This is a genomic window from Sphingomonas colocasiae (genome assembly GCF_019880585.1).
In the GTDB taxonomy this organism is placed as follows: Bacteria; Pseudomonadota; Alphaproteobacteria; order Sphingomonadales; family Sphingomonadaceae; genus Sphingobium_A; species Sphingobium_A colocasiae.
Genome location: NZ_JAINVV010000002.1, coordinates 1 through 12,025, shown reverse-complemented (window position 1 = coordinate 12,025; position 12,025 = coordinate 1). Strand labels below are relative to the sequence as shown.

General features: G+C 65.4%; 12 protein-coding genes. 4 read left to right on the top strand and 8 right to left on the bottom strand.

The window, feature by feature from the left end:
• Position 1 precedes the first annotated feature (1 nt).
• The 5 genes from K7G82_RS03225 to K7G82_RS03205 all read right to left on the bottom strand — a co-directional run bounded on the left by K7G82_RS03225 (position 2) and on the right by K7G82_RS03205 (position 6,214).
• On the bottom strand, positions 2–1,063 hold the full coding sequence (locus K7G82_RS03225) for an AAA family ATPase (protein ID WP_222988408.1): 1,062 nt from the start codon (positions 1,061–1,063) through the stop codon (positions 2–4).
• A 7-nt stretch (positions 1,064–1,070) separates the two neighbouring features.
• Positions 1,071–2,621 carry an XrtA system polysaccharide chain length determinant gene (locus K7G82_RS03220; RefSeq protein ID WP_222988407.1) on the bottom strand — a complete coding sequence of 517 codons (1,551 nt, stop codon included), beginning with the start codon at positions 2,619–2,621 and terminating at the stop codon, positions 1,071–1,073.
• 30 nt (positions 2,622–2,651) lie between these two features.
• Complete coding sequence (locus K7G82_RS03215) at positions 2,652–3,272, bottom strand: XrtA/PEP-CTERM system exopolysaccharide export protein (RefSeq protein ID WP_425517241.1); 621 nt, start codon at positions 3,270–3,272, stop codon at positions 2,652–2,654.
• 168 nt (positions 3,273–3,440) lie between these two features.
• Complete coding sequence (locus K7G82_RS03210; RefSeq protein ID WP_222988406.1) at positions 3,441–4,673, bottom strand: pyridoxal-dependent decarboxylase, exosortase A system-associated; 1,233 nt, start codon at positions 4,671–4,673, stop codon at positions 3,441–3,443.
• Positions 4,670–6,214, bottom strand: coding sequence for an acyl-CoA ligase (AMP-forming), exosortase A system-associated (locus tag K7G82_RS03205; protein ID WP_222988405.1), 1,545 nt, complete (start codon positions 6,212–6,214; stop codon positions 4,670–4,672). The genes K7G82_RS03210 and K7G82_RS03205 overlap by 4 nt, the downstream gene beginning before the upstream one ends.
• On the opposite strand from K7G82_RS03205, the gene K7G82_RS03200 reads away from it, so the two are divergent.
• The 4 genes from K7G82_RS03200 (at position 6,214) to K7G82_RS03185 (ending at position 9,144) form a co-directional block, all read left to right on the top strand.
• Positions 6,214–7,254, top strand: coding sequence for a GNAT family N-acetyltransferase (locus K7G82_RS03200; protein WP_222988404.1), 1,041 nt, complete (start codon positions 6,214–6,216; stop codon positions 7,252–7,254). The two genes, K7G82_RS03205 and K7G82_RS03200, sit on opposite strands and share 1 nt — an antisense overlap.
• A 134-nt stretch (positions 7,255–7,388) precedes the next feature.
• Positions 7,389–7,661, top strand: coding sequence for an acyl carrier protein (locus K7G82_RS03195; RefSeq protein ID WP_222988403.1), 273 nt, complete (start codon positions 7,389–7,391; stop codon positions 7,659–7,661).
• Positions 7,658–8,377, top strand: coding sequence for an alpha/beta hydrolase family protein (locus tag K7G82_RS03190; protein ID WP_222988402.1), 720 nt, complete (start codon positions 7,658–7,660; stop codon positions 8,375–8,377). The genes K7G82_RS03195 and K7G82_RS03190 overlap by 4 nt, the downstream gene beginning before the upstream one ends.
• Entirely contained in the window at positions 8,362–9,144 is a 783-nt protein-coding gene (locus K7G82_RS03185) for a hydrolase 1, exosortase A system-associated (protein WP_222988401.1), read from the top strand. The genes K7G82_RS03190 and K7G82_RS03185 overlap by 16 nt, the downstream gene beginning before the upstream one ends.
• Before the next feature lie 15 nt (positions 9,145–9,159).
• Here the strand turns inward: K7G82_RS03185 and K7G82_RS03180 are convergent, their stop codons facing one another.
• From K7G82_RS03180 to K7G82_RS03170, 3 genes are read right to left on the bottom strand one after another with little or no spacing between them, the layout of a single operon-like run.
• Positions 9,160–9,585 (bottom strand): TadE/TadG family type IV pilus assembly protein, encoded by a 426-nt coding sequence (locus tag K7G82_RS03180; RefSeq protein ID WP_222988400.1) that lies wholly within the window; start codon positions 9,583–9,585, stop codon positions 9,160–9,162.
• On the bottom strand, positions 9,582–10,085 hold the full coding sequence (locus K7G82_RS03175) for a TadE/TadG family type IV pilus assembly protein (RefSeq protein WP_222988399.1): 504 nt from the start codon (positions 10,083–10,085) through the stop codon (positions 9,582–9,584). The genes K7G82_RS03180 and K7G82_RS03175 overlap by 4 nt, the downstream gene beginning before the upstream one ends.
• Positions 10,082–11,881, bottom strand: coding sequence for a pilus assembly protein TadG-related protein (locus tag K7G82_RS03170; RefSeq protein WP_222988398.1), 1,800 nt, complete (start codon positions 11,879–11,881; stop codon positions 10,082–10,084). The genes K7G82_RS03175 and K7G82_RS03170 overlap by 4 nt, the downstream gene beginning before the upstream one ends.
• Between the last annotated feature and the right edge of the window lie 144 nt (positions 11,882–12,025).

The window sequence follows — 12,025 nt, the reverse complement described above, 5'->3', positions numbered from 1 at the left end:
GTCAGTCTCCATATCCATAATAGGATCCGAAATTCCGCCCGCCCGACGCATAGGTCGTGGCGTTGAGCAGAAGCTGGATGTTTTCGCAGCCCGAAAGCAGGCCGATCGCATCTCGCAGTTCGGCTTCTCCGGTCTTGTCGGCCTTCACCACGACGAGCGTCTGCCCGACGGTGAGCGCCAGTACCGACGCCGGCGACGCTGCGAGCACCGGCGGCGAATCGAAAATGACGATGCGTGACGGATTGACGTCGAGCAGCCCCTGAAGCACCGCGCGGCCATGGGCGGCGGCGAGCAATTCGGTATCGCTGTGCGTGTGCCGGCCTGCCGGCAACACCGAAAGACCCGGAATGTCGGTGCGGATCACGCAGCTTTCGACCGACAATGCCGGATCGGCCAGCGCATCGAGCAGGCCGGGGCCGGGCTCGAGACCAAGCGTCGAAACGATCTCCGGCTTGGCGAAGTCTCCGTCGACCAGCAGGACTTCCAGATCCTTCTCCGCCGCCATCGACAGCGCCAGATTGAGCGCGCAGAAGGTCTTGCCGTCATTGGGCTGCGCCGAACAGACGAGGATCATCCGGCCGCGTGACAGCGGACGGCCGCTTTCGCCGCCCATCGCCTCGGTCAGCAACTGGCGCTTGACGATGCGGAACTCTTCGCTGAGCTCGCTCGCGGGCGCATCTGGCACGATCAATCCCGCCTCACGCAGCAATTCGCGATCGACCCGGCCGTAACGGCCCGTAAAGGCGCGCGGCGCCGATGGTGCGGCGGCCGTCCGTTCGGGCTGCACGACGGGACCGGTTTCGGGTGCCGCGGGGCTAGGCGGCGCGACCGCGACCGGCGCCTCCACCACAGCCACTGGCGCCACAGGCGCGACAACGGCGGGTGCCACAGGCGCGGCGACAGCCGGTGCAGCTTCGCTGACTGGCGCTGGAACCGGCTTGGCAACAAAACCCTTGGGCAGCACGGGTGCGGTCTGTTCGATCGCCTTGCGGAAATCGAACTGCTCGGACGCGCGTTCGAGCAGAGAACCACGTTTCCTGATCGGCGTATGTTCGTTCACCATAGCCTCCTCAGGCGACCATGCCGCGCTGGACGAACTCGACCAGGATCAGCAGCACGAAAGCGCCCGCCAATCCCGCCGTTCCGCCGGCGAACCATTTCATGCGCTTGCGTCGCTCGGCGCGCTGCGCGTCGGTCAGCATCTCCGTGATCGATCCCAGCACGGGCAGCCCGCTCGCCTTGGCGAGGCGTTCTGCGGTCGTGTAGGTCGTCTTGAGTTGCCCCAGGGCAAAGGCCGTACCAAGTCCGCCGCAAATGCCGACCACCAGCACCAGGGCCAGCAGCAGGATGCGATTGGGCGCCACCGGCACGCGCGGCTGCACGGGCGGGTCGATCACTTTGAAGCTGACGGCGTCGGTTTCGCTCTGCACCTGTCCGCGCAGCTTCACCTGTTCGCGATCGGCCAGCATCTTGTCATATTGCTGCTTCAGCACTTCATAGTCGCGGTTGATCCGCGCCTGTTCGGCGACGACGCCGGGATCGGCGTCCTGCCGGGCAAGAAGCTGGTTGATGTCGGACTGGATCTGGTTCTTGCGGGCGCTGAGCGCCGCGACGGTCGATTGCTTCTCCGCCTGCATCGCGCGCAGCGAGATATAGAGCGGATTGGCGGCATTGGCCCCGCCCCCGCCACCCACGCGCCGTTCGGCGGCGGCAGCGGCGCGCGCGGAACCGAGCTGATTCTGCAGCGCGACGACATCGGGATAGGCATCGGTCCAGCCGCGCGCGCGCGCATCGGCGAGTTGACCTTCGATCTGGGCTAGCCGCGTGGCGGCCGGCCCGGCCATGCCGGGCACGCCCGGCACCGCGGTGCTGGCGGCGGTGCCAGCGATCTGGGCATTGACCGTGGTCAGCGCACTCTGCGCGGACACCAGATCGGCCTCGATCCGCGAAATCTCGGCGCGCGATGCCTGAAGCCGCTCGGCCATCGATCCGGCGCCGGGCAACAGCCCCATGAACTGCTGTTCGAACGCCAAACGCTTCTGATCGGCATCCTGAAGCTGCTTTTCGCGTTCAGCGAGCTGCGCATCGAGAAATTTGAGTGACTGGCTGTTGACCGCGCGATCGCCCGCCAGATTCTCCTCGACGAAGATGTCGATCAGCTTCTGGACGATGTCGCGCGCCAGCTTGGCGTTCTGCGCGTCGGACATGTCGGGCTGCTTGGCGGTGGCGGTGATCTGGAACGTGCCTTCCTGCAGCGGATCGGCGACGACCTTGATGCTCTTCTGCAGGCCGCCGGCGCGCGCGGTGATCGCGGCGTCGTTGGTCGCCTTCAGGCTCAGATCAGTCCCGCGCACGACCTTTTCGAGATTGACGGTCGACGTCAGCGTGCCGCGAACGCGATCGATATCCTTTTGCCGCTGAACCGCCTCGATCCCGCCGGCGTCGGGCAGGATCGACCGCATCTGCACGAACACGCGCGCCTGCGATTCATAGCTGTTGGGGATCATCGCGATGATCAGCCAGCCGACCAGGCAGATCGCCCAGGCGACGGCGAGCACGATCCAGCGACGATGCCACACGCCGTGCAGCAGGATCCGCAATTCCTCGAAAAGGCCGTTCATGAGTGTCTATCGTCCCCCTGGAGGCCGCGGTCAGAACGCGCTTTCCGGAATGATGATGACGTCGCCGGGTTCGAGGCGGACGTTGGCGGACGCATCCCCCTGCTTGAGCAGGCGGCTGATCTTGAGCTGATATTCGCGCTGCTTGCCCGTCGCCTTGTCGAAGCGGACGAGGCGCGCGCGATTGCCGGCGGCGAATTCGGAGAGGCCGCCGACCGCGATCATCGCGTCGAGCAGCGTCATATTGGCGCGATAAGGCAAGGAAGCGGGCTTTTCGGTCGCACCGACCACGCGGATCTGCTGCGAATAGGTGCCGGAGAAGTTGTCGACGATGACCGAGACCAGCGGATCCTTGATATATTCGCCGAGCTGGATCTTCAGATCCTGCGCCAGCATCGCCGGCGTCTTGCCGACGGCGGGCATGTCGGCGATCAGCGGCGTGGTGATGCGGCCATCGGGGCGAACCTGGACCTTGGCCCCGAGTTCGGGGTTGCGCCAGACGAAGATGGTGAGCTGGTCGAGCGGGCCGATGATATAATCCTCACCCGGCCCTTCCTGCATCGAAACAAAGGCGGCGGGCGGAAGCTGACCGCCGCCGGATGGGCCACTGGCGCATCCGGACAGCGAAAGCGCGGCCATGCCAGCGCCCAGCATCAGCTTGGAGATCCTGCCCGAACCACGCATCATCTTCACCTTTTCGCCCATTCCGGGCCATTTCCACCGCGCCCGTCGGCGCGCATGGAGTGGTCCGAAGATGCGATGGCTTGTGCCGGAAAAAGGTGAAAATTCTGTTAGGATCGATGGTTAATCGGCGCGATGACGTCAGTTGCCGAGCAGAATTTCCCTTGCGGGACCGTGGCCTAGGAAGCCCGAGGGGCTTGCGCTGGCACCATAGGCGCCGGCCATGAACACCGCGATGATGTCACCGACATCGGCGCGCGGCAATCCCGTTTGATTGCCCAGAACGTCGAGCGGCGTGCAAAGACAGCCGACCACAGTCGCGCTTTCCTCAACCTCTGCGCCGAACCGCGTGGCGACGGCCAGCGGATAGTTGCGCCGCACCACAGTGCCGAAATTGCCGCTGGCGGCGAGTTGATGATGCAGGCCGCCATCGGTGACCAGGAAGGTCTCGCCATGGCTTTGCTTGCGATCGATCACGCGCGCGAGATAGACGCCGCATTCGCCGACCAGCCAGCGGCCGAGCTCGATCGCGAAATCCGTATTCGCCAACGCCGCGGGCCGCAATTCCAGCGTCTCGGCCAGCGCCGCGCCGATGCGCCCGATATCGAGCGGCACCTCATTGGGGAAATAGGGAATGCCGAACCCGCCGCCGAGATTGACGTGCGGCGGGGGCATGCCCGCCTCTTCCGCCAGCCGCGCGGCGAGCGCCACGGTGGCGGCCTGGGTTTCGATCAGCGCTTCGGGATCGAGCGCCTGCGACCCGCTATAGATATGGAAGCCGCGCCATTGGGCGCCACGATCCGCGATCCTTCGGACAAGTGCGGGCACGCGCGCGGCATCGATGCCGAATGCGGTCGGGCGCCCGCCCATGCGCATGCCCGATCCCTTGAGTTCGAAATCGGGATTGACGCGCACCGCCAATCTCGGCGGCGCGCCAATGCGGTCACCAATCGCGAAGGCACGCTCCGCCTCCCCCTCGGATTCGCAATTGAGCGTGACGCCGGCACCGATCGCGGCCTCGATCTCCTCATCTCGCTTGCCCGGCCCGGCGAAGGACATATGTCCGGCCACCGCGCCGGCGGACAGGGCGAGGCGCATCTCGCCGACCGAGGCGACATCGATCCCGTCGACGATCCCGGTCATCGCTGCCAGCAGCGGCGGATAGGGATTGGCCTTCATCGCATAATGCAGAGACAGCGCCGGCGGCATCGCGGCGCGCAACGCGTCGAAGCGCCGCCGCACGATGCCGAGATCATAGACGAACAGCGGCGTACTCCCCGCCTGTTCGACGATATCGGTGACGCGGCGGCCGGCGATCAGCAATTCGCCATCCTCGCCGGTGAGATCGGCGGGAACCTGACCCATCGGCTTCATGCGCCATGCTCCTTGCGAATGGCGGCACGATCGAGCTTCCCATTCGGATTGCGCGGCAATTCCTCGCGCAGCAGGATATCACGCGGCTGCATATAGCCGGGCAATTCGGCCTTGAGCCAGGATCGCAACCGTTCCTCCGCCTCATCGCCGAAGGGCCGGACGATCAGCAGGATCGCCTGCCCCAGTCGCTCATCGGGCACGCCCAGCGCGACCGCTTCCATCGCGGCACCGCTCGATATCGCGGCTTCCTCCACTTCGGTCGGGCTGATCCGGTTGCCGGCCGACTTGATCATCTCATCCGCGCGGGCGACGAAGCTGAGCAGTCCGTTGACGTCACGCACGACGCGATCGCCCGAAAACACGGCGGTTCCGCCCATTTCCGACTCGGCCGGCGCCGGCTTGTAGCGTTCGGCGGTGCGTTCGGGATCGCGCCAATAGCCTTGCGCCACCAACGGGCCGGCATGGACGAGTTCGCCCGGCTCCCCGTCGTCGGTGATGCTGCCATCCGGACGGACGACGAGGATCTCGGCGAACGGGATCGCCTTGCCCATCGATCCCGGATGCGAATCGACCAATGCGGGATCGAGATAGGTGGAACGGAACGCCTCGGTCAGCCCGTACATCAGATAGAGATCGGCATTGGAGAACAGCGCCTGCAATTTCCTGACCAGCGGCACCGGCACCGCACCGCCCGAATTGGTGAGACGCCGAAGCAGTTGCGGCACGCCTTCGGGCCAGGACGTTTCGGCGAGTTGAACCCAGAGCGGCGGTACCCCTGCCAGCGTCGTCACGCCGTGTTTCCCGATCGCCTTGATGACGTCACGCGGCGTCAGATAATCGAGCGGGATCGCCGATCCGCCCGCCGCCCAGGTGCTGAAAAGCTGATTCTGGCCGTAATCGAAGCTGAAGGGCAGGACGCACAATGTGCGGTCCGCCGGCGCCAGCTTCAGATAATGCGCGACGCTGATCGCGCCCAGCCAGAGATTGGCGTGGCTGAGCACAACCCCCTTGGGGCGGCCGGTAGAGCCCGAGGTATAGAGGATCTCGACGACATCCGATGGGTCCGCGGAGGATGGCGGCAGCGCATCGTCGGCGAAGATCGCGTCCTCGTCGGTTTCCACCGGGCAATTCACATCGCCGCCCTGCAGGCTCGCCGCCCGGCTCTCGTTGGTGATCAACAGCCTGGCGCCGCAATCCGCCATGATGTGCGAGATCTGCGCGCGCTTCAGCAGCGGATTGAGCGGTACATAGATCAGCCCGGCGCGGGCGGCCGCGAGCGGCATGATGCAGGCGAGCCGGGTCTTGGCCAGCCAGGCGGCGACACGATCGCCGGGGACAAGCCCGCGTGCGCGCAGCCCGGCGGCGGCGCGACCGACCAGCGCATCGAGCGCCAGATAGTCGAGCGTCCCGGAACGAAGCACGAGCGCGGGCGCATGGGCATCGCCTTTGGCGAGAATATGGTCTAGCGGCTGTGGTACGGGATCGGGCTGCAGCACTGTTGCTCCGCATTTTCTGTCGTGTTCCAGAGGGACATAGCGCATTGTGGGTTAAGGGCGAGTATTTCGACGATTTCGACGCCGTGGAGGCGGCAGCACGCGGATCGCTGGATCGCGCGGCGCAGCCCGCCTTGTTCGACCGGCTCGAATGGTTCCGCAGGATATGGGCGCATTGCCCGCCCGGAGTCCGCCCGCTCGTCGTCCGCGCGGTCAGCGAGAAGGCGCAGGCCTGGCTGTTCCTGGCGCGCACCGAATCGGGCGGGCTGACGGGGCTGGCGAGCTGGTATACCCTCGCCTTCCGGCCCGTTTTCACCGGCAATCCCAGCGAAGCGGTGAAATTGCGGCTGCTGATCGCGATCGCCGCCCGATTGAAGGCCCGGCGGCTTGGCGTCAGCCGGATCACGCTGCGGCCCGTGCCCCTCGAGGACGGCACCGCTGAATTGATCGCCCGCGCCTTTTCGAAGCGCGGCTGGGCGGCATCGCGCGCGCCCGCGACGGTCAACTGGATCGCCGACCTGACCGACAAGGATTTCCCCACCTATTGGGCCGAACGCCCTGGGCAGGTGCGCAGCACCGTACAGCGAAAAGGCAAGAAGGGGATCGTCTCTGTCGAGATCCTCGACCGGTTCGAAGACCGCGCCTGGGCCGCCTATGAGGAAATCTACGCGCAAAGCTGGAAAGGCGACGAAGGTTCGCCCGAGTTCCTGCGCGCCATGGCCGAAGCGGAAGGGACAGCGGGCACGCTTCGCATGGGGATCGCCTATATCGAAGACCGTGCCGTCGCGGCGCAGCTCTGGACCGTCGAGAACGGCACCGCGATCATCCACAAGCTCGCCTATGTAGAGGACGCCGCCGAACACTCGCCCGGCTCGCTGCTGAGCGCCGCGCTGTTCCAGCACGTCATCGACGGCGGCATCGCCACGATCGATTACGGGACCGGCAATGACCGCTACAAGGCGGACTGGATGGACCGGTCACGCCCGCTGGAGCAGATCGACCTTCACAATCTCCGTACCTTGCGCGGACTGGCGGGTGCAGCGAAGGCCAGGCTCGCTCGGCTTGTCCGGCGCGGCTCGGTTGATTAGAGCGCCGTGCGGAAAAGTGGGAACCGGTTTTCCGCAAAAGCGACGCGGCAATAAATAATTACAGAATGCTGCGCGTTCACATTTCGCGCAGCACGCTATAGGCGCAACCGACACTCTAGAAACGGGAAATTCACGTGGGGTCTGGAGAAGCTGACGAAATCGACGCGGCGATCCGCGGCGTTCTGCACGATATTCTGGGGATCAGCCATGAACGGCTGGCGGGATTCACCGATTCGACGCCGCTGTTCGGCGCGCTGCCCGAACTCGATTCGATGGCGGTGGCGGGGCTGTTGACCGAGATCGAGGACCGGCTGGGCGTGATCATCGACGATGACGAGGTCGATGGCGAGATGCTCGAAAGCTTCGGCAATCTGGTCGCCTTCGCGCGCGAAAAGGCGCTTGGGTGAGCGACCTGCCTGCCGCCTGGCGCAGCTATGAATGGCGCGGCGGGCGGGAGCGGATCGCCGAGATCGGGGCGAATGGCCCAGTCATCCTGTTTCTCGCGCCCTTTTTCGAGGAAGCGAACCGGACCCGGCATCTGCTGATCGAGACGATGCGCGCGCTCGGCCGGCAGGGTTATCGCTGCGTGCTGCCCGATATGCCCGGCACGCTGGAAAGCCTGACACCCCTCGATTCGCTCGATTGGCACGACTGGACAGGCGCCGCCGCCGCCGCGGCGGCCGTGACGGGCGCCGCTCACGCCGTATCGTTTCGCGGCGGCGCGCTGCTCGATGGCGCGGTCGACGTCGAAACCCGGTGGCGCATGGCGCCTGCGGAGGGATCGGCACTGTTGCGCGATCTGGTGCGCATCCGCCTGGCTGCCGACCGCGAGGACGGCGGCGCGGCGACCGCCGCCGAAGTCGAGGCACAGGCGCTTTCCGCGCCGTTCGAGGTCGCCGGATATCGCATCGCACCGGGCTTCATCCGCGCGCTGAAAGCCGCAACGACCACCGATTCCGCGCCGCTGCGCGTGGCGCGTCTCTCGACCGATGCCCAGCCAGCCGACATCAAACTGCCCGGCCAGCCGCTCTGGCGGCGCAGCGAACCGGAACATGATCCCGTTCTTTCAGAGTCGATTGCGGCGGACATCGCAGACTGGATCAAAACATGCGCCAATGGCTGAATCTGTCCTGCCAGGGCGTACAGTTGGCGGCCGCGCTGGATGAGGCGCCAGCCCGAAGCGGATTGCTGATCGTTTCCGGCGGGAACGAAACGCTGAGCGGATCGCACGGCAATATGTCCGCCCTCGCCGCGCGGATCGCCGCCGCCGGCCATCCGGTCTTTCGTTACGATCGGCGTGGTGTTGGCGATGCGGCCGGCGAGAATGGCGGTTTCGAAACCGGGGGCGCGGATCTGGCCGCCGCCGTCGCCGCCTTCCGCGCCGCTGCGCCGCACATGTCGCGGCTGGTGGGTTTCGGCAATTGCGACGGGGCCAGCACGCTCGCGCTGTTCGGCGCGGATCTGGGTATCGATGCCTTTGTCCTCGCCAATCCCTGGGTGATCGAGACTCTCGGCGAAATGCCGCCTGCCGCCGCGATCAAGGCCCGCTATCGCGAAAAACTGCTCGATCCGCGCGAATGGCTGCGGCTGCTGCGCGGCGGCGTCAACATCGCCAAAGTCTTCAAGGGGCTTCGCGCGGTCGCCGCCAAGGCGCCATCGGGCGGACTGGCCGAACGGATGCGAACCGCGATCGCGGCCGCCCCCCGCCCCATCCGGATCGTTCTTGCCCGGCGAGACGCCACCGCCCTCGCCTTCGCCGATGCCTGGGGCAATCACAGCGCGGCTCATGTGACGATCGTCGAGATCGACAGCAATTCGCACAGCTTCGCGAAAGCCACGGATGCCGAGGCATTGACGAATACCCTGCTGGACGCGCTGTCCGGAAGTTGAGGCCTTCTCGCCCGCTCAGGTGATCGCCGGAAAACAGGCGGAGGCCCGCAATTGACGCGGAACACCGGGGAACAACAGGGCGACCACGGTTCGATAGGGCAGATTGATATCCACGCGGCGCATGCCGGCCACCGCATTGCACGTCTGGTTCACGCTGGGCGTGATCGTCGCGGCGGTCAGCGACACCCCCCAGTCACGGCCGCGCGATCGCGCATATTGGATGATCTGGGCGTTGCTGGCGCACTCGCTTTTGCCCACTGCCATGCAGCGCGCGGTATTCACCGCCACTTCCTGGATCGCCTGCCGGGTCCATTCCATCCGGCCGCCCTCGATCAGCAGCATGATGAAGGCGAACAGCACCGGCGCCACCAGCGCGAATTCCACCGCGCTCGCGCCCCGTCTGTCGGCGAACACCGCGCGCCCAAGTCGACGCACGATCATTGCAGCCGCACCGTCACCGCACGGCTGACCCTGTCGCCTTCGAGGAAGCTGCCCGGAACGACGGACGCCGAATAGGATCGGCTGGCCTGAACCGTCAGGTAGAATCCCGGCTTGGAGCCATTGCCGCACGATCCGGCACAACTCGTGCTCGAATAGGTCGAGACTCCCGTAACGCATGCACATTGCCGGTCGGCCTTGCGCGCACCGCACGAAGCGGCCCCACCATTGCAGACAACCGAAGCCGTCACACCGCTGCCGGAAGCCGCGACATAGGCGGTCAACGGCGCGGTATCGATCACATCCTGATCGCGCATGTTGAACGCCAGGATCGATGCCTGCTGCACCGTTGCCGCAAGCCGGCTCCCCGTCAGCAGATAGACGCCGAAATCCAGCACGGGCACCAGTGCGAGGAAAATCAGCGTGGACCAGAGTGCGAACTCGACCGCGGCAACACCCCGCCGGTCACGCCCCAGCCCCTTTCCATTCAGCCTCCGCCTCATTGGACCAGCCGGATCGTCGTCACGCCGTTGCTCCCGCTGCCCATGGAGTCGCAATAGGTCGCGGCGGATGGGCCGCTGGCGATCGTGATCGTCCGGGCCGCGACCATGAAACAACGGCCGGTCGCGCTGACCCCGCCCGTCATGTCGAGATCCGAATTGGGCAGGTGCAGCATGCCGCCGAACTGGTTCTGCGAACCGCCGGCCAGGCGCGTGGCCGCACTGCTGGTGGTTGCGAACAGCAGGTCCGGTATGCCCCATTGCGATGTGGTCGGGGCGGTCAGCATCACATTGGTCCCACCAGCCATGTTGAGCGTTCCCGCCAGGATGAAGGAGACGTTGCTGCCGGTGATCTTGCCGCCGGTATTGTTCGTGAACGAGCCGTTGATCGTATAGGTGCCCGCGCCGAAGGTCGAACTGCCCTGAAGCGAGAGATTGCCGTTGATCAGGTGGTTCGCGGTCGCTCCGAAGGTGATGCCGCTGCCGCCGCTCGTGGTGATCGAACCATTTGCACTGAAGGTTCCATCCCCAAAGACAAGCGTGCTGCCGCCGGACAGGTTGATCGCGGTTCCGGATCCGTTGCGGCCGATCGCGTAATTGCCGGCTCCCACCGTCATCGAACTGCCGCCGCCATCGATCAGGATGGCGCCGTTGACGTCCAGATCGCCCGCGCCGATCTGCGCTTTCGATCCGCCGCTGAGCGTGATCTGCCCGATATGATGCCGCCCCGCGCCGATCGTCATCGACGTGCCGCCACCCAGGGTGATCGGCGCCTTGATCGAAACCGGACCGTCACCGATGATCAGCTTGCCGCCGCCGCCCACGGTAACACCAGCCGAAACGGTAACGGTGGACGGCCCCTCGATCTTCAATGTCAGGCTTTGCGTATTGAGATTGCGGATATTGTAGGTCCCTGCCGGAAAGGTCCATGTGCCATTCACGAGCGATGCACTGCGCCCCTGGAAGGTCATGGTCGTCGGATAATAGCCGAGCGTCAGATCCTCGCCCGTCGGCACGCTCGGCACTTGAGGCTCGGTGAAATTGCCAAGTTTCGCCTGGGCCGCAGCGATCGCGGTGCTGCCCGCCATCGGATCCGGTGTGCTGTTCGATTGGGTTTTCTGCGATCCCGTGATGGTGCTGCCCGCCTGCACGGTCGCGCCGTTGCCTGACGTCACCGTGTCGGCGGTGATGATGCTGCCGCCGGAAACCGTCGTCGCCTTCGAAGCGCTCGTGGCCTTGGCGGTGATCCCGGATCCGCCGGTCACGGCAATGGCGGCGTTCGAATTGATGCCGCAATTCGGTGCATTGATGCGGGTTCCCCCCGAAAGCTGGATCCCCGTTCCGCTTGGCAGGAGGGCGATGAAACAGGCGGGAGTCGTGCTCGCGCTGAGCGGCGCCACGGCTTCGGACAACACCGTGTAACTCAGACCGGTCGAAAATATCCGGGCGAAGTAGAGCGGAATGTTCCGGCGAACGACAACGCGAACCGCAGCATCAACATCCGCGCTGTAATTGCTCACCTGGGTGACGGTCACGGCCGATGTCGCGATACCGTTGGCGTTGGCGACGCTGTTCGCGGTCGGGGTGAGTATCGCGTCCTGCTTGTTGTGCGAGAATGCGACGGCAGCCGCCAGAGCGGCGCTGTCCGCGACCGCCTGGGTCGTCACCTTGGCCTGATAACCTTGCCCCAGTTCGATCGAGAGCGCGGCAATGCCGATGACCGACACCAGTGACAACGCCCCGATGACCGAGACGCCACCATGTCGGTCGCGTAACAAATTGTTGAATCTGAGCATCATGACCCGATCGGTGTGATGCTTAAAACTTAACGAAATTTGTGCGTTGCACAAATTACACGTCAAAATGACCGGACAGGAAACATTTCTTTACAGTTTCGCCGGGGGGCGGCCGCCGCACAACGTGAGCGCCCCGGGGCGGAGCAA